The sequence below is a fragment of the Rugamonas fusca genome, assembly GCF_014042365.1.
GTDB classification, from domain to species: domain Bacteria; phylum Pseudomonadota; class Gammaproteobacteria; order Burkholderiales; family Burkholderiaceae_D; genus Rugamonas; species Rugamonas fusca.
Genome location: NZ_JACEZS010000029.1, coordinates 1 through 17,928, shown reverse-complemented (window position 1 = coordinate 17,928; position 17,928 = coordinate 1). Strand labels below are relative to the sequence as shown.

The 17,928-nt window shown below is 65.4% G+C and carries 14 protein-coding genes; 9 read left to right on the top strand and 5 right to left on the bottom strand.

The features are described from left to right. Nucleotides 1-2: 2 nt before the first annotated feature. The 4 genes from H3H36_RS27180 (at nt 3) to H3H36_RS23460 (ending at nt 5,276) form a co-directional block, all read left to right on the top strand. The gene (locus tag H3H36_RS27180; RefSeq protein ID WP_311196681.1) at nt 3-1,292 is read left to right on the top strand and encodes an EAL domain-containing response regulator; all 1,290 of its coding nucleotides are present in this window, start codon (nt 3-5) and stop codon (nt 1,290-1,292) included. Nucleotides 1,293-1,356: 64 nt separating this feature from the next. Beyond that, nucleotides 1,357-3,039 carry a methyl-accepting chemotaxis protein gene (locus H3H36_RS23470; protein ID WP_182220489.1) on the top strand — a complete coding sequence of 561 codons (1,683 nt, stop codon included), beginning with the start codon at nt 1,357-1,359 and terminating at the stop codon, nt 3,037-3,039. 15 nt (nt 3,040-3,054) lie between these two features. Next, nucleotides 3,055-3,570, top strand: a complete 516-nt coding sequence (locus tag H3H36_RS23465; protein ID WP_182220488.1) for a chemotaxis protein CheW — start codon at nt 3,055-3,057, stop codon at nt 3,568-3,570. 215 nt (nt 3,571-3,785) lie between these two features. Next, nucleotides 3,786-5,276: a methyl-accepting chemotaxis protein gene (locus H3H36_RS23460; protein ID WP_182220487.1), complete on the top strand. Its 1,491-nt coding sequence runs from the start codon at nt 3,786-3,788 to the stop codon at nt 5,274-5,276. On the opposite strand, the gene H3H36_RS23455 is transcribed toward H3H36_RS23460, so the two are convergent. Then, nucleotides 5,273-5,953 carry a pyridoxamine 5'-phosphate oxidase family protein gene (locus tag H3H36_RS23455; protein WP_182220486.1) on the bottom strand — a complete coding sequence of 227 codons (681 nt, stop codon included), beginning with the start codon at nt 5,951-5,953 and terminating at the stop codon, nt 5,273-5,275. The genes H3H36_RS23460 and H3H36_RS23455 overlap by 4 nt on opposite strands. 94 nt (nt 5,954-6,047) lie before the next feature. Between H3H36_RS23455 and pdxR the strand changes: the two genes are divergently transcribed. Beyond that, complete coding sequence (gene pdxR / locus H3H36_RS23450) at nt 6,048-7,547, top strand: MocR-like pyridoxine biosynthesis transcription factor PdxR (protein ID WP_182220485.1); 1,500 nt, start codon at nt 6,048-6,050, stop codon at nt 7,545-7,547. A gap of 52 nt (nt 7,548-7,599) precedes the next feature. Here the strand turns inward: pdxR and H3H36_RS23445 are convergent, their stop codons facing one another. The 4 genes from H3H36_RS23445 to H3H36_RS23430 form a co-directional block, all read right to left on the bottom strand. Continuing rightward, nucleotides 7,600-10,065: a TonB-dependent receptor plug domain-containing protein gene (locus tag H3H36_RS23445; protein WP_182220484.1), complete on the bottom strand. Its 2,466-nt coding sequence runs from the start codon at nt 10,063-10,065 to the stop codon at nt 7,600-7,602. 282 nt (nt 10,066-10,347) lie between these two features. Further along, nucleotides 10,348-11,136 (bottom strand): spermine/spermidine synthase domain-containing protein, encoded by a 789-nt coding sequence (locus H3H36_RS23440; RefSeq protein WP_182220483.1) that lies wholly within the window; start codon nt 11,134-11,136, stop codon nt 10,348-10,350. A 167-nt stretch (nt 11,137-11,303) separates the two neighbouring features. After that, complete coding sequence (locus H3H36_RS23435) at nt 11,304-11,804, bottom strand: FxDxF family PEP-CTERM protein (protein ID WP_182220482.1); 501 nt, start codon at nt 11,802-11,804, stop codon at nt 11,304-11,306. A gap of 260 nt (nt 11,805-12,064) precedes the next feature. After that, nucleotides 12,065-14,002: a phosphoethanolamine transferase gene (locus tag H3H36_RS23430; RefSeq protein WP_182220481.1), complete on the bottom strand. Its 1,938-nt coding sequence runs from the start codon at nt 14,000-14,002 to the stop codon at nt 12,065-12,067. A gap of 313 nt (nt 14,003-14,315) precedes the next feature. Here H3H36_RS23430 and rpsL point away from each other — a divergent pair, with 313 nt between their 5' ends. The 4 genes from rpsL to H3H36_RS23410 all read left to right on the top strand — a co-directional run. Then, on the top strand, nt 14,316-14,699 hold the full coding sequence (rpsL, locus tag H3H36_RS23425) for a 30S ribosomal protein S12 (RefSeq protein ID WP_182161853.1): 384 nt from the start codon (nt 14,316-14,318) through the stop codon (nt 14,697-14,699). A gap of 145 nt (nt 14,700-14,844) precedes the next feature. Then, a complete protein-coding gene (gene rpsG / locus H3H36_RS23420) occupies nt 14,845-15,315 on the top strand; it encodes a 30S ribosomal protein S7 (RefSeq protein WP_008444271.1) in 471 nt (156 codons plus the stop codon). 116 nt (nt 15,316-15,431) lie between these two features. Beyond that, nucleotides 15,432-17,537 carry an elongation factor G gene (fusA, locus tag H3H36_RS23415; RefSeq protein WP_182161855.1) on the top strand — a complete coding sequence of 702 codons (2,106 nt, stop codon included), beginning with the start codon at nt 15,432-15,434 and terminating at the stop codon, nt 17,535-17,537. A gap of 66 nt (nt 17,538-17,603) precedes the next feature. After that, the coding region (locus H3H36_RS23410; RefSeq protein ID WP_229220042.1) for a GTP-binding protein at nt 17,604-17,928 on the top strand (325 nt) is incomplete at its 3' end.

Below are 17,928 nucleotides of genomic sequence, written 5' to 3'. Positions count from 1 at the left end.
CCATGACCGCCACCACCAACGAACTCAGCGCGCCAGCGGCCATCCAGCCGGGCGCGCCGTGGCATGGCCAGCGCGTGATGGTGGTGGACGACAGCGCCGTCCAGCGCAGCTACCTGGTGAGTCTGCTGCGCGACCTCGGCTGCGGCGCCATCCTGGAGGCGGCCGATGGCAACGAGGCCTTGCGCCTGCTGGAGGGGGAACAGGGGGTGCCCTTGTTCCTGGTGCTGACCGACCTCGAGATGCCGGGCATGGATGGCATCGAACTGACCTGCCAGTTGCGCGAACGGCGCCTGGCCCGGCACCTGATCGTGGTCAGCGCGCGCGACCCGCGGCTGCTGGAAATCATCGAGAACATGGGCTCGGAGGATGCGGCCATCGGCCTGCTGGGCACGCTGCTCAAGCCGGTCCAGCGCGACGCGCTGGAAGCGTTGCTGGCCCGGGCCGGACGCGGCGAGGCGGCCCAGGCCGCGCTGCCCGAGCACGCGCTGCCGGCCGCCGGCGAGCTGGAGCAGGCGCTGGCCGGGGGCCAGTTCCTGCTGCACTACCAGCCCAAGGTCACCATGCAGAGCGGCCACCTGAAAGGGCTGGAGGCGCTGGCGCGCTGGCAGCATCCGGCGCGCGGCCTGCTGTCGCCCCAGCATTTCATCCCGGCGCTGGAAGGCACGCCGCTGATGGCCCAATTCACGCTGGCGCTGGTGCGCCAGGTGCTGGCCCAGCTGACCGAGTGGCAGCGGGCCGGCTTGCCGCCGCTGTCGGTGTCGGTCAACCTGTCGGCTGACAACCTGGCCGACCGCGCCTTCGTCGACTTGCTGGCATCGGCCGTGCAGGCGGCCGGCGTGGCGCCCGCCTCGCTGGTGTGGGAAGTGACGGAAACGAGCGTGATGCGCCAGCTGTCGCAGGCGCTGACCAACCTGGGGCGCTTGCGCCTGATGGGTTTCGGGCTGGCGATGGACGACTTTGGCATCGGCTATTCGTCCATGCAGCAGTTCGCCCGCTGCCCGTTTACGGAATTGAAGATAGACCGCGCCTTCGTCAACGGCGCGGCCCAGTGGCCGAACCGTCACGTGGTGCTGAAAAGCGCGCTGGAGCTGGGCCAGCGGCTGGGCGTGGCCACCGTGGCCGAGGGCGTGGAGACGGAGGCCGACTGGCAGTTGCTGCGCGCGCTCGGGTGCGACCTGGCGCAAGGCTACCTGCTGGCCCGCCCCATGCCGGCCGACGCGCTGGTGACGTGGATGCGCACCGAGCGGCGGCGCTTGCGGGCGCTGGCGGAAGGCCATGGAAACACGGGTTGAACGCGGTGGCTGGCCAGCAAAAAATACGATAACAGGACGTAAGTCCAGAACTGGGGAGGTGAGCATGTTTGCAAATATGACGGTGAAGGCCAAGATCGGCGCTTTGCTGGCCGTGGCCGTGCTGGCGCTGGTGGCCGTGATGATGGTGGCCTTCATGGGCTTGAAGAAGCAGAGCGAGATGCTGGCCGAGGTGGGGCGCAACCGCATGCCGTCCGTGCAGGGCTTGCAGATGGTGAACGAGGGGCAGACGGCGCTGCGCTCGTCCGACCGTGGCATCGAGGCGCTGGCGCCTTATCCCGAGCAGTGGGCCGAGGTGGGCGAAATCCTCAAGCGCAAGGCCAACATCTGGGCGCGCGTCGACAAGGGCTGGAAGATCTACGAACCGCTGCCGCAGACGCAGGAAGAGGAACGGGTGTGGAACCAGTTCGTCAAGGAGTGGGGCGCGTGGAAGGAAGGCGACGCCAAGGTGGACCAGATCGCCGCCCAGATCGGCAGCGCCGACGGGGCGGCCAGGAAGAAGGCCCTGTTTGACGACCTGCACCGCGCCGTGCTCGACAACAAGGACCGCTTCTCGGCGGCCGAGGCCAGCTTGACCAAGCTGGTGGAGCTGAACGTGCAATACGGCGACGACGCCGTCAAGGAAGCGGACGCCGCCTCGGCCCGCGCCACCAGCCAGATGTACATGGCCTCGGCCGTCGCGCTGGTGCTGCTGCTGGGCCTGGGCTTGCTGATCCTGCGCGGCATCCTGCGCCAGCTGGGCGGCGACCCCGGCTACGCGGCCGAGATCGTGCGCCGCGTGGCCGATGGCGACCTGACGGCCGAAGTGGAGCTGAAGGCCGGCGACACCACCAGCCTGCTGGCGGCCATGAAGGGCATGATCGAGAAGCTGTCGCACGTGGTGCAGGAAGTGAACAATGGCGCCGAGGCGCTGGCCAGCGCCTCCGAGGAAGTGTCGGCCACGGCCCAGTCGCTGTCGCAAGCGGCCAGCGAGCAGGCTGCCGGCACCGAGCAGACCTCGGCCTCGGTGGAGCAAATGACGGCCTCCATTTCGCAGAACACGGAGAACGCCAAGGTTACCGACGGTATCGCCAGCAAGGCGGCCCAGGAGGCGGCCGAAGGCGGCGAGGCGGTGCGCTCCACGGTGGCGGCCATGCAGCAGATCGCGCGCAAGATCAGCATCATCGACGACATCGCCTACCAGACCAATCTGCTGGCCCTGAACGCGGCCATCGAGGCGGCCCGCGCGGGCGAGCACGGCAAGGGTTTCGCCGTGGTGGCGGCCGAAGTGCGCAAGCTGGCCGAGCGCAGCCAGGTGGCGGCCCAGGAGATCGAGCAGGTGGCCAGCAGCAGCGTGGAACTGGCCGAAAAGGCCGGCAAGCTGCTCGACGAGATGGTGCCCAACATCCGCCGCACCTCCAACCTGGTGCAGGAGATCACGGCCGCCTCGGAGGAGCAATCGTCGGGCGTGGGCCAGATCAACTCGGCCGTCACCCAGCTGTCGCAGACCACCCAGCAGAACGCCTCCAGTTCCGAGGAACTGGCCGCCACGGCCGAGGAGATGAGCGGCCAGGCCGAGCAGTTGCAGCAGACCATGTCGTTCTTCAAGCTCCAGGGTGGCAACCGCTACCAGCCGGGCGCCGCGCGCAAGACGGGTAAGCCGTCCATCAAGCTGGGGCGCGGTTTCAGTGGCGCGCGCCAGATGAGCGAGATGAGCGATCCCGATGAATCGCACTTCGTCAAATTCTGAAGAGGGGAGCTTGCCATGAGCGCACTGTCGGTCACTTCCAACGCGCCGGCCGATGCCGGCCCGGCCCAGTTTCTCACCTTCATGCTGGGCGGCGACATGTTCGCCATCGGCATCCTGGCCATCAAGGAAATCATCGAGTACGAGGGGGTGACGAGCGTGCCGCAAATGCCGGCCTGCATCAGCGGCGTGATCAACCTGCGCGGCACGGCCGTGCCCGTCATGGACCTGGCGCGCCGGCTCGAACGCACCCCGTCGCCAGTGGGCAAGCGCACTTGCATCATCGTGGTGGAAGTGGACGCCGACGACGGGCCGTTCGTGATCGGCATCCTGGTCGATGCCGTCAACGCCGTGCTCGACATCGCGGCGGACGACATCGAGCCGGCGCCCGCCTTCGGCGCCCAGGTGCGGGCCGACCTGTTGCAAGGCATCGGCAAGGTGCAGGGCCGCTTCGTGCTGCTGCTCAACGTGCAGCACGTGGTGTCGGCCAGCGACATCGGCGCCATGGCCGGGCTGGCGCCGGCGCTGGCCTGATGCGGTCCTGAACAGCGCTGCCTTGCGTCCTGCAAGGCAAGAATCTGTGAGTATTGGGGCGATTTAATCCGTCACAATAGGCCGCAAGCCCCGGCGCGTCGCTCCACCGCGCGCCATCGCGGGCCACGTCCATCAGCCCCGCGGCCGCGCCGCCGGGCCGGCCCAACCAACTTTACCGCGCCGTGCGCTGGCCGCCCGGCGAGCAGGAGTAAAGCATGCTCAAGAACATGAAAATGGAAACCCGGCTGCACTTCGGCATGGGCGCGATCGTGGTGCTGGTGATCGCGCTGGGCCTGGTCGCGTTCACCAACCTGTCGGCCCTGCAAGGCACGTGGGGCAATGTCGAAAATGTCACGCTGGTGCGCAAGGACGCGGTGCTGGGCATCACCAAATGGAACGGCGACGCGATGCAGGACTTCAAGAATTACATCCTGCGCGGCGGGAACGCCGCGACCGAATTCCGCAACGACCTGGCCGCCATCGACAAGCATGTGGCGGCGTACCGCGCGGCCGGCGAGCCGGGCCGCGACGAGTTGCTGCAGCTCGACGCCTTGCAGGCCGCCACCCGTGCCTACAACGATGCCATGACCCAGCTCGAGGCCCTGCGTGAGAAGGGCGCCAGCGTCGCCGAGCTGGACAAGGCCGTCAAGGGCGCCGCCACGGCCATCTCCACCGCCACCGAGAAACTGGCGCAGCTGAACGAGGCCGATACCAAGGCCGCTTCGGCCCACATGAGCTCGGTGGCCAACCAGGCCAAGGTGTGGATCATGTCGTTCGACGTCGTCATCGCCGTGCTGGGCTGCACGCTGGCCGTGTGGATCTCACGCAGCCTGTCGGCCATCGTGCGCGACGTGCAGGGGGTGGTGGGCACGCTGGGCGCGGCGGCGCAGGAAGTGAACGCGACGGCCCAGTCGCTGTCGCAGGCGGCCAGCGAACAGGCCGCCGGGGTCGAGGAAACCAGCGCCTCGATCGAGCAGATGACGGCCTCGATCGCGCAGAACGCGGAGAACGCCAAGATCACGGACGGCATGGCGACCCAGGCCGCGCACGACGTCACGCGCGGCGGCGACGCCGTCAAGGCGACGGCCACGGCCATGAAGCAGATCGCCGACAAGATCGGCATCATCGACGACATCGCTTACCAGACCAATTTGCTGGCGTTGAACGCGGCCATCGAGGCGGCCCGTGCGCACGAGCATGGCAAGGGCTTCGCCGTGGTGGCGGCCGAGGTGCGCAAGCTGGCCGAGCGCAGCCAGGTGGCGGCCCAGGAGATCGGCAAGGTGGCGGCCGACAGCGTGGAGCTGGCTGAGCAGGCCGGCCAGATGTTCGACCAGATGGCGCCCAACATCCGCAAGACATCCGACCTGGTGCAGGAGATCGCGGCCGCGTCCGAGGAGCAATCGTCGGGCGTGCGCCAGATTAACAGCGCCGTGGGCCAGTTGAGCCAGACCACCCAGGTCAACGCGGCCAGCTCCGAGGAACTGGCCGCCACGGCCGAGGAAATGAGCGCCCAGGCCGAGCAGCTCGACCAGCTGATGGCCGTGTTCAAGCAGTACGCCTCGGCCGACCCCATGCGCCGTGGCGGGCCGCGCCGTCCCGTGACGCTCAAGCCGGGCGCCGCGCGCCGGCCCGCGACCACCGCCAAGCCCGGCGCCGCGCTGGCCGTGGCCAGCGGACCGGACGAGGCGCATTTCACCCACTTCTAGTAGATCGGCGCCAGCTCCTCCTGCCGGGTCGGCCAGTCCCGCACATAGGCCGGCGCCGCCACGGCGCAAGTGGGATCGGCCACCGGCGCCACGCGCGCGTGGGTGAACGGCAGCACGCCGGCCCAGGCCGGCCAGGCCAGGTCTTGCGCATCGTCGTTGGGGCCGCCCGCGCGCACCTTGCACGCCGCTTCGGCCAGGCTGATGCGCAGCACCGTGGTGGCCGCGTATTCCTTGTCGTTGCCGGGACGGATCTCGGCCTGGCGGCCCGGCGCCAGCTTGTCCATCAACGCCTCCAGCGCCGCGTGCTTGCCCGCCTCATCGTCCACCGCCTCGAAGCGGCCATACACCATGGCCGAGCGGTAGTTCATCGAATGGTTGAAGGCCGAGCGGGCCAGCACCAGGCCATCGAGGTGGCTGATGGTGACGCAGCACGTCTGCCGCACCAGCTGCTTGAGCAAGCGGCTGCCGTTCGAGCCGTGGATGTACAGGTGGCCGCCGCTGCGCCAGCAGGCCGTGGGAATGCAGTGCGCGCCATGGTCGTCGCTGAAGGCGATGTGGCACAGGTAGGCATCGTCGACGATCGCATGCAGCGTGGCTTCATCGTAGCGGGCGTTTTCCGCGATGCGGCGCACGCGGGTGCGGTCGCTGGGCGGGACAGGGGCGGCGGAGTCTTTCATCGGGGCATATCCGGAAAAATTGTTGAGTACTCAATATAATGGCGTGCTGGCCCTGACAACAGGTCCAGCGTCACGCAATTTCATGGAGCCACCGATGGATTACGCCCGCCTGATCGCCCGCTATACGGAACGGCACCGCCAGCATGGCTGGCCGCGCCAGCGCCTGCTGCACGAATGCCTGCGGGCCGCCATCCGCGATGGCACCTTGGCCGCCGGCACCCGGCTGGTGGCCACGCGCGCGCTGGCCGAGGAACTGGGCGTGGCCCGCAACACCGTGCTGTACGCCTACGAGCAACTGGCCAGCGAAGGCTATCTGCACACGGACCGGCGCGGCACCGTGGTGGCGGCCGTGGCGCCGGAACGCCCGCCTGTTGCTGCCGTGCCGGCCGCGCGCGCGGGCCTGGCGCGCCGCATGCGCCAGCTGCCCGTGGCGCCGGCCAGCGACGAATCGGGCGCCTTCGTGCCCGGTGTGCCGGCGCTGGACCAGTTTCCGCTCAGCTTGTGGCGCCGTATGCTGGAACGGGCCTGGCGCGGCCTGACGGTGGCGCAGCTCAACTACGCCGATCCGGCCGGTGAACCGGCCTTGCGGAGCGCCATCGCCGACCATCTGCGGGCCGCGCGCGGCGTCGTGTGCGAGGCCAATCAGGTGTTCATCACGGATGGCACCCAGAGCAGCCTGGACCTGTGCGCGCGCGCCTTCGCCGACGAGGGCGACACGGTATGGCACGAGCATCCCGGCTACGCGGGCGCGCTGGCCGCGTTCCGCGCGGCCGGGCTCGACGTGCAGGGCATCCCCGTGGACGAGGAAGGCATGGCGCCGCAGGTGGCCGACTGGCGCGACCGGCCGCCGCGGCTGGTGTACACGACGCCGTCGCACCAGTACCCGACCGGCTCCGTGTTGAGCCTGCGCCGCCGGCTGGCGCTGCTGGCGGCAGCGCGCGCGGCCGGCGCCCTGATCATCGAGGACGACTATGACAGCGAGTTCCGCCACGACGGCGCGCCGCTGTCGGCCATGCAGGGGCTGGAGCCGGACGCGCCCGTGCTGTACCTGGGCACGTTCAGCAAGACCATGTTCCCGTCGCTGCGGATCGGCTTCGTCGTCGTGCCGCCGGGACTGGCGGCAGCCCTGGCCAGCGTGCGCGGCCAGGCCAGCGCGCGCGGGCGCGTGGCCGACCAGCTGGCGCTGGCGGAATTTTTGCGCAGTGGCCAGTTCGCGCTGCACCTGCGGCGCATGCGCCGCCTGTACCGGCAGCGGCGCGACGCGCTGGTGGCGGCGCTGGAACAGCACATGGGTTCGGTGGCCACGGTGCATGGCGGTTCGGCCGGCATGCACCTGGCGCTGCGCGTCACCGATCCCACCTTGTCGGATACGGCCCTCAGCGCCCAGGCGCGCGCGCACGGCATCGTCGCGCGGCCGCTCAGCGAACACGCGGTGCAGGGGCAGTCAGGCTGGCAGGGCTTGATGCTGGGCTATGCGCAAGTGCCGGCCGAGCGGATGGATGAGCTGGTCAGGCAATTGGCGGCGCTGCTGCATCTGGCCGCGTATGCGCATGGCGGCCGCAACATGAAAAAAGGGCCAGACCCGAAAGTCTGACCCCATCGCTTGCCTCACACCGCCGGGCTGTCCGGCGGTGCCGTATGCAGGCTTAGAACGCCGAATCGACGCGCACGTACATCGAGCGGCCGTTCACGCCGATCGGGCAGGTTTCCCAGCAACGGGTGAAGCCCAGTTTCGGGAACACGCCGCCGTTGGTCCATTCGTCAGGCAGAGTGTTGAACATATTGTTCACGCCCACGCTCAGGAAGGTGCGCTGGGTGAACGCGTAGCGCACCGAGGTGTCCACCAGCCACTTGGCGCCCCACGTTTGCAGCGGGCTGAAGTTCTCGGCCTTCACTTCGCCAAAGTAGTTGGCGCGCACGTTCACGTCCCATGGGCCGGTGGTCACGTCGGCACCGATCACGTGGTGCTGGCGTGGCTGGCCATGCTCGAGCAGCGTCACTTGCGACTGGTCGAACAGCTGTTCGCCCGTCAGCACGGCCGACGACGAATGGCGGCCCGTCACTTCCGTCTTGTTGAAGCCCAACTGGCCAGACAGCACCAGCTTGGCGTTCGAGAAGTGCGTCGTGTGGTCGGCCACGATGTCCAGGCCGCGGGTGCGGGTGTCGACGGCGTTGGTGAAGAACTGGGCCTGGCCCACGCCCAGCGGCTTGAGGATGTTGGCGATCGGACCGCCGTTGGCCTCAGGCCCGATCTCGCTCGAGAACACGATGCGGTCCTTGATCTTGATCTGGTAGGCGTCCACCGTCAGCGACATGTTCTTGGCCGGGCGCAGCACCATGCCGACGCTGCCACTGGTCGAGGTTTCCTCTTTCAGCGGGGCGATGCCGAACGCCTGGGTCACCGGGCTGCCCTGGCGGGCCGTCAGGGTTTCCGTCAGCACGCCATTGTTCAGGTTGGTCGACACGGAGCTGTAGAACTCTTGCTGCACGCTGGGGGCGCGGAAGCCGGTCGAGACACTGGCGCGCAGGCCCACTTGCTTGCTCGGATCCCAGCGCGCGCTCAGCTTGCCGGTGGTGGTGCTGCCGAAGTCCGAGTATTTTTCCCAGCGCACGGCGCCGGCCAGCGTCAGGTTGTCGACCGGCTTGTGCTCGGCGTCCACATACAGGGCGATGTTGTGGCGGCCCGAATCGACGGCCGTGCCTGGCGTGTAGCCGGGGAAGCCCTGGATGCCGGCGGCGGCCGTGCCGCCATTCTGGTTCAGGATGGCGATGGCCGGGTTGTTGGTGCGGCCGTACTGGTAGGACACGGGGTCGCCCGCTTCGATCTGGTAGTTGTCGGCGCGGTATTCGAAGCCCGTGGCCAGGAACACGCTGCCGGCGCCCACCGCCAGCGGACCCTTGAGGTCGGCGTTGATGGTGGTCTGGGTGAATTTCAGGTTACCCGTGTCCGCTTCGCGCGGCGATTCGGCGTAGATGCCGCCGCCCGGTTTCGGCTCGTACCAGTAGCTGGTGTTGATGGAGTGGGCTTCGTGGAAGTCCAGTTCGCTTTCGCCGTGGTTGATCGACAGGTCAGCCTTCCAGTCGTTGGCCAGGTCGCGGCGGTAGCCGAAGGCGAACGAATTGTCCTTGATGGTGGTCTGGATGTTGGGCAGGAAGCCGTTCGGGTACACTTCCGGCACGGTGCGGTCGTCGCCGGCCGAGCGGAAGAAGCCGTAGGAATTGCCCTTGCGCTTGGACAGGCCGCCGAACGCATAGAATTCGCCATTCTTGTCCACCGGCAGGGCCGCGTTCCACCACAGGTAGCCATCCTTGGCCTCGCCGTCGCCGATGTGCTGGGTCACGCGGGGCGGGTTCACGCGCAGCGTGTCGGGGCCGGCGCGGTTGGTTTCGCCGCGCTTGCGCGCTTCGGCCGTCAGGTTGATGAAGCCGCCGTCCTGGCCCAGCGCGAAGCCGGTGTTGGCGCTGCCCGAGTACAGGTCGCCGTCGCCTTCGGAGGTGGTGCCCACGGTGCCGCTGACGGTGGTTTCCTTGACCTGGCTCTTGAGCACGATGTTGATCACGCCGGCGATGGCGTCCGAACCGTACTGGGCGGCCGCGCCGTCGCGCAGCACTTCGATGTGGTGGATGGCCGCCAGCGGAATGGCGTTGATGTCGGTACCGGCCGAGCCGCGGCCCACGGTTTGCTGCACGTTCACCAGCGCCTGCTGGTGGCGGCGCTTGCCGTTCACGAGCACCAGCACCTGGTCAGGGCCGAGCGAACGCAGCGTGGCCGGGCGGATGCTGTCGGTGCCGTCGCTGACGAAGGTGGTGGAGAAGTTGAACGAAGGGTCCAGCGTCTGCAGCAGCTTGCCCAGCTCCAGCGGGCCGGCCGTCTGCATGTCCTTCAGGCTGATCAGGCCGACCGGGGCCGACGTGTCGAGCGCCGTCTTGGCGGCGGAACGGGAACCGAGCACCACCACCGTTTGTTCGGCGGGCGCATCCGGCGCGGCCGTCTGCGCGTAGCTGGCGCCGGCGGCCAGCAGCAGGGCGCTGGCGAGCAGGGTGCGTTGGAAATGGGGTACTTGGGTGGAGTGGGCGGGACGGATGCGGGTACTGCCGGGGGCTCTCTTCATAGGTCATTCTCTCGTGTGGTTTTTATCTGAACAAACAGCCGAGGGGTGACGGCTTTCCTGCATGCTGGCGAAGGGTATTCACCACCGAGAAAATACTACAGTGCACAATTGGTCTAGACAAACTTGCATGCACCAAGATGTTGCATAATGAGCAGCCCGTGCAATAGTGCGTGCTTTATAAGGGAATTTCGCGTACGCTTGTCGATCGGCAACGCCTTTTTCATTTCGGCGCGGCAAGTTTCTGTCGTTTTTCGCACCGCCGGCCGGCCGCCCTGGCCAGGCTCACTGGTGGTCGCGCATCCATGCCTTGAGGCCGTTGACCCACGACTTGGCCGGCAAATTCCATTCCTTCTTGATGGCGCCGGCCCGCTCGTACAGCACGCTGAAGTCCAGCACGGGCGCACGCTTGAACGCGATCACGACGATATTGGCGTCGTGCACCTCGGGCAGCCACACGACGGCGTCGAACACCTGTTCCATGGCCAGCAGGTTCTTGTCGTAATTGCTGAACTCGCCGAACACATTGGTGGTCATCACGCCATCCTCGCCCAGGCAGTCGTAGCAGGCTTGGTAGAACTCGGGCGTGTCGAGCACGGGGCCGCGCGCCTCCTCGTCGTACAGGTCGACCTGCAGCGCGTCCACCGTGCCATGGTTGGCCGGGTCGAGCACGAAGTCGAGCGCGTCCATCTCGCGCACTTGCAGCCGGGCGTCGTCGTCGGGCAGGCCGAACAGCGAGCGGCAGATGGCGATCACGTTGGGATTGAGTTCGACGGCCGTCACGCGCGTGTCGGGCAGGCGGCGGTAGCAGAACTTGGTCAGCGCGGCGCTGCCCAGGCCCAGTTGCACCACGTGGCGCGGACGCGGCACGAACAGCAGCCACATCATCATCATTTGCACGTATTCGAGTTCGATCGCGTCCGGGCGCGCCAGGCGCATGGCGCCCTGTACCCAGGAGGTGCCCAGGTGCAGGCTGCGCACGCCCTGGAATTCCGTGATGGTGGCGGGTGGGTGGCCGGGCTGGTCGAAGCGCAGGCCGGTGGCGGCGATGGTGGGGGAGGCGGCAGGTTTCATCCCGCTAGTTTACCAGCCGGAGTGGCGGGGTTTCAAAGAAGTGAGCGGGCAAAAAAAGAGACGCGGGTGCGCCTCTCATAGCCCCGGTGCGCTTCTGGCTGACCGGGGCTGGCCGATATGGTCGGCGGTACGGTGTCGCCCCATCGTGTGGGGCAGTACGTCAAACATCAGCTGGCGTTGCGGCGACGTGCCAGGAAGCCGACGATGCCCAGGCCGGCCAGCAGCATGCCGTAGGTTTCTGGTTCAGGGACGGCGGCCACGTTGATGTCGCCCGAATAGCTGGCCGAGGGGGTGAGGACGTTACCCATGACGGTCAGCGTCAACGTGCCGGACACTGCGACCGGCGACAGCAGGCCGAATTCGTAGCCGCCGCTCGGGATCAAGGTCAGTGCATGGCCATTCAATGACGCCGAGGTCAAATTCAGATCGTTGTTGCCAAACAATGAGATCGATTGGATGACGGCGTTCGCCATGCTGGGGCCGACCGCCGGATTGAAGGTGAACGTGTCGGTGAACAGCCCTGCCACGTTGTGCGTGGCGCCGTAGTGGGCGGTGTAGCTGCCGGCCGAAACGGTGGACAAGGCCACGTTTTGGGTGAGGTCTTCGGCCAGTGCTGTGCCAGTCGATGCGGCTAACATCGCCGCCAAGAGTAGTGATCTTAGTTTCATTTTAATCCCCTATGGCAAAAAACACCCGGTGAGATCCGAGTGCTGAGAACCAAGTTACAAGGGACACAAAATGATGTCAATTCGCTATTTTTTAATCGGAATCCTTGAGCCATAGCCTGCGACTAAACGCGGGGCGTGAGCTCATGAGGGGGGGCTATGAAACCCGTTGAAGATCGCGCGGCGGTGCAAAAAACAACAGATTGCTGTTTTGAAATCGGCGGCGGTGTGGTCCTCGCACCGTCCGCCGGGCGCGCAACGGCTCACTTCTCCTGCCTGAGCGGCTTGTCCTTGTCGATCACTTCGCGGCAATCGCCCTTGATGATGGCGTTGTCGTAGTTGGTCCAGCCGTAGCTGTCCACGTAGCGCTTGTGTTGCTTGAAGTGGGCGTTGACGAAGCTCCAGTCGAGCCGCTCGCCCGGGTAGGCGATGTCGCCCAGGTCCAGCAGCGTGTGGAACATGTTTTCCGTGGCCAGCCTGGCCTTGCGGTGGCGCAGCAGTTGCCGCACTTTGTCCGGATAGCGCTCGCGGTACTGGTCGGAATACCAGACGAAGGCCGGGATGTGGAATTCGAACTGCGTGTTGTGGCCGTGGAAGGCCAGGTTGCAGCTGCCATCGTACAGGGTCTGGCCATGGTCGGCCACGTACACCAGCGCGCCCAGCTGGTGCGTCTGCTTGAGCGTGTCGATCGCCTGCGACAGGAACCAGTCCGTGTACAGGATGGAATTGTCATAGCTGTTGTTGAGCTGCGGCTTGATCTTGGTGTCCGTGTAGACGGGCTTGTCGACCCCGAACAGCGACGGCTGCCACTTGTCGAACGTCTTCGGATAGCGCTGGCTGTAGTTCCAGTGGTTGCCCAGCGAGTGCAGCACGATCAGCTTTTTCGGCGCCGGGTCGTCGATGGCCCGCTGCAGCGGTTCCAGCAGCACGGCGTCGAAGTTGGAACGGTTGGTAAAGCCGCCCAGGTTGAGGAACTGGATCACGTCGGCCTCCCTGGCGAACACGGACACGGGCGTGTCGAACTGCCCGAACGAGACCTGGTTCGACAGCCACCACGTCTTGAAACCGGCTTCCTTGTAGGCCGTCAGGAATGATTTCTCCGAGAAGCCATCCTTGAGGCTTTGCGTGGCGGGCTTGCGCGAAATGATCACCGGCACCGACAGCCGCGTGGCCGACACGGCCGTGATCACGTCCGGCAGCGTCACCAGGTTGGTTTCCTGCTTGAGCAGCGGGTTGGTGTCGCGCGGGTAGCCGTTCAGGCTCCAGCGGTCGTAGCGCGACGATTCGCCGATCACCAGCACCACGATCTCCCGTTCCTGGCCCGGCGTGGCCTGGTGCGCCTGGAAGCGGAAGCTGCGGCTGCGCTCGCCCAGTTCGCTCAGGTAGCGGCGCTCCTTCCAGAAGTCGGCGAAGCGGGCCGCCAGGCCGAATGGCCAGCTGGCCGTGAAGGCGTCGCCATCGACCGGCGAGCGGGCCCAGTAGGGCAGGGCGGCCAGCTTCCAGCCCAGGTGGCCGGCCGCCGGCACGGCCGGCAGCGACGGGCCGCTGTCCTCGTCGGCGTCCTCCTCCTCGTCGTCGCTGGCGCCGTCGCCAAAGCCGGAGGCGGCCACGCTGCCCGAGCCTGGCGCGGCCGACGCGCTGGCCGCCGGCGCCGGCCGGAGCGACGCCTTGGGCGCTGTCCTGGCCGATGCGGACGGCTTGGCCTGGATCCCGAATTCATAGCCCCAGCCACCCACGCCGCCCAACACCAGCAGGGCCGCCAGCGCGCCGTGGCGGCCGCGGCCGGCGAAGTCCAGCGCGCGGCAGCGCACGGCCACCACCTGGGCCGCCAGCCACCAGGCCAGCACGGCGGCCATGGCGCCGCCCAGCAGCCACACTTTCTGGCCCAGAAATTCCATCGCCTCGCGCGGGCTGGTCTCGGCGATGATGCCCAGGTGGTGGGTGGAGATGCCCTGGCCATAGAACACGAACAGGTAGAGCTCGGCTGGCAGCGCCACGAACGCGGGCAGCAGCAGCCAGTGGAACCAGGCCGGGCGCTTGAACACGGTCCACGCCGCGAGCCAGCCCAGCGCCTCGACGGCCGCGATCTGCCACGCCTGCTCCACGGGTTTGCCCAGCAGCCAGGGCACATAGGGCACGGCCGACAGCAGCAGATAGGTGACGAGCAGGAACAGGTTGGCGGGACGCAACAGGGATGACATAAAGGGAAGAGCGGAAAAAATGTCTGCTATTATCAAGTGTTTCCTGATCATACAGGTAGTTTTTGCTGGCCCGGCGCGCGCGCTGCGCGTGGCGCACGCCAACCGCCCCTGCCGCGAAATAGATTGACTGGCCCCAAGACCACGTCTATACTCGCGAGTTCTCATTTTATTCTGCACATCGTATACGCTCTGGTAGCCGCTCCTGTTGTGAGTGGCTTTTCGCGCCTCCGCTGTCCGTGTGAATGGGACTCAGTTTTCGCCCCCGGGCAACTGCCCGGGTTATCAACGTTGTAACTTTGTTGGATTTAGAACGATGCCAACCATCAATCAACTGATTCGCAACCCACGCGTCGCTTCGACCGTGAAGAGCAAGTCGCCGGCGCTGGAAAACAGCCCGCAAAAACGTGGCGTTTGCACCCGTGTGTACACCACCACTCCTAAGAAGCCTAACTCGGCTTTGCGTAAGGTCGCCAAAGTGCGTCTGACCAACGGTTTCGAAGTCATTTCGTACATCGGCGGTGAAGGCCACAACCTGCAAGAGCACAGCGTTGTGCTGCTGCGCGGCGGTCGTGTCAAAGACTTGCCAGGTGTGCGTTACCACATGGTCCGCGGCGCGTTGGATACCCAAGGCGTGAAAGACCGTAAGCAAGCCCGCTCGAAGTACGGTACCAAGCGTGCCAAGGCCGGTAAGAAGTAAACCCCCAAGTTTCGCTCAGTGGCAGTAAGAGCTAAGTGAATGTAATCGACCGCAACGGGTCGAGTAAGTGGATGGCTATGATGGCCTTCCGTGAGAGTGCGAACCCATATCTGCGCACCTCAACTGAAGATTGAAAGGAATTGATATGCCACGTCGTCGTGAAGTACCCAAGCGCGAAATCTTGCCAGATCCTAAATTCGGCAACACGGATGTCGCCAAGTTCGTTAACGTGCTGATGCTGTCCGGTAAAAAATCGGTCGCAGAAAACATCATCTACGGTGCTTTCGAGCACATCGCCGCCAAGTCGGGCAAGGACCCGCTGGAAGTGTTCGCCACCGCCATCAACAACGCCAAGCCGCTGGTTGAGGTGAAATCCCGCCGCGTCGGCGGCGCCAACTACCAGGTGCCAGTCGAAGTGCGTCCGGTGCGCCGTATGGCCCTGTCGATGCGCTGGCTGCGTGAAGCTGCCAACAAGCGCAGCGAGAAGTCCATGCCACAGCGCCTGGGCGGCGAGCTGATGGAAGCGGCTGAAGGCCGCGGCGGTGCGATGAAGAAGCGCGATGAAGTGCACCGCATGGCAGAAGCGAACAAGGCGTTCTCGCACTTCCGCTTCTAATAAAACCGGCCGGACCCTGTGCGGTCCGGCTGTTATCTGTTGTTCGAGGCCGGGCTCATTTTTTTTAGCTAAAAAATGGTGCTCGGTTTTGTCCATTCAAAGATTTAGGATTAATTATGGCCCGCAAGACCCCCATTGAGCGCTACCGCAACATCGGTATTTCCGCTCACATCGACGCAGGTAAGACCACCACCACTGAGCGCGTGCTGTTCTACACCGGCGTGAACCACAAGATTGGTGAAGTGCACGACGGCGCCGCCACCATGGACTGGATGGAGCAGGAACAAGAGCGCGGTATCACCATTACCTCCGCGGCGACCACCTGCTTCTGGAAAGGCATGGCCAACAACTTCCCAGAACACCACATCAACATCATCGACACCCCGGGCCACGTCGACTTCACCATCGAGGTGGAGCGTTCGATGCGCGTGCTGGACGGCGCTTGCATGGTTTACTGCGCCGTGGGCGGCGTGCAGCCACAGTCGGAAACCGTGTGGCGTCAGGCTAACAAGTACAAAGTGCCACGTCTGGCCTTCGTCAACAAGATGGACCGTACCGGCGCCAACTTCTTCAAGGTCTACGACCAGATGCGCGCGCGCCTGAAGGCCAACCCGGTCCTGATCCAGATTCCGATCGGCGCCGAAGAAAACTTCAAGGGCGTGATCGACCTGGTCAAGATGAAAGCCATCATCTGGGACGACGCTTCCCAGGGCATGAAGTTCGACTACGTCGACATCCCAGCCGAGCTGGCCGATTCGGCCGCCGAATGGCGCGAGAAGATGGTCGAAGCCGCCGCTGAAGCGAGCGAAGAGCTGATGAACAAGTACCTGGAAGAGGGCGACCTGTCCGAAGCCGACATCAAGAAAGCACTGCGCGAGCGTACCATCGCTTCCGAAATCGTGCCGATGATGTGCGGTACCGCGTTCAAGAACAAGGGCGTGCAAGCCATGCTGGACGCCGTGATCGAGTTCCTGCCATCGCCAGTGGACATCGCTGCCGTGTCGGGCACCGACGAGCACGAAGAGCCAGCCACCCGTAAAGCGGCTGACGACGAGAAGTTCTCGGCACTGGCCTTCAAGATCATGACCGACCCGTTCGTCGGCCAGCTGGCCTTCTTCCGCGTGTACTCGGGCGTGATCAACGCCGGCGACACCGTCTACAACTCGGTCAAGGGCCGCAAGGAACGCCTGGGCCGTATTCTGCAGATGCACGCCAACCAGCGTGAAGAGATCAAGGAAGTGCGCGCCGGCGACATCGCCGCCGCCGTGGGCCTGAAAGACGTGACCACCGGTGAAACCCTGTGCGATCCAGCGTCCATCATCACCCTGGAAAAGATGGTGTTCCCTGAGCCTGTGATCCAGCAGGCCGTCGAGCCTAAGACCAAGGCTGACCAGGAAAAGATGGGCCTGGCCCTGAACCGCCTGGCACAGGAAGATCCTTCGTTCCGCGTCAAGACCGATGAAGAGTCGGGCCAGACCATCATCGGTGGTATGGGCGAGCTGCACCTGGAAATTATCGTCGACCGTATGAAGCGCGAATTCGGCGTGGAAGCGACCGTCGGCAAGCCACAAGTGGCGTACCGCGAAACGATCCGCAAGTCGGTGTCGGACGTGGAAGGCAAGTTCGTCAAGCAGTCCGGTGGTCGCGGCCAGTACGGCCACGCCGTGCTGACGGTGGAACCGCAGGAACAAGGCAAGGGCTTCGAATTCGTCGACGCCATCAAGGGCGGTGTGGTTCCTCGCGAATACATCCCTGCGGTGGAAAAAGGCGTGCGCGAAACCCTGCAGAACGGTGTGCTGGCCGGCTACCCAGTGGTTGACGTGAAAGTCACCCTGACCTTCGGTTCGTACCACGACGTGGACTCGAACGAAAACGCGTTCCGTATGGCCGGTTCGATGGCGTTCAAGGAAGGCTGCAAGCGCGCCAACCCCGTCATCCTGGAGCCTATGATGGCCGTGGAAGTGGAAACGCCGGAAGACTACGCCGGTACCGTGATGGGCGACCTGTCGTCCCGCCGCGGTATGGTGCAGGGCATGGACGAAATCCCGGGCGGCGGCGGCAAGATCATCAAAGCCGAAGTACCGCTGTCGGAAATGTTTGGTTACTCGACCACCCTGCGTTCCGCAACGCAAGGCCGCGCGACCTACACGATGGAATTCAAGCACTACTCCGAAGCGCCTAAGCATGTGATCGACGCGATCGTCACCGCGAAAGCCAAGTAATTTTAAAGATCGGTGGCCGGGGAGATCCTCCGGCCCCTTTAACACATTGTTTTAAGGAAGAATAAAATGGCAAAAGAGAAATTCGAACGGACCAAGCCGCACGTGAACGTCGGCACCATTGGCCACGTTGACCACGGCAAGACCACCCTGACCGCTGCGATCGCAACCGTACTGTCGAAGAAATTCGGCGGCGAAGCGAAAGCCTACGACCAGATCGACGCTGCGCCTGAAGAAAAAGCACGCGGCATCACCATCAACACCGCCCACGTCGAGTACGAAACGGCTACCCGTCACTACGCGCACGTTGACTGCCCAGGCCACGCCGACTACATCAAGAACATGATTACCGGTGCGGCCCAGATGGACGGCGCGATCCTGGTGTGCTCGGCCG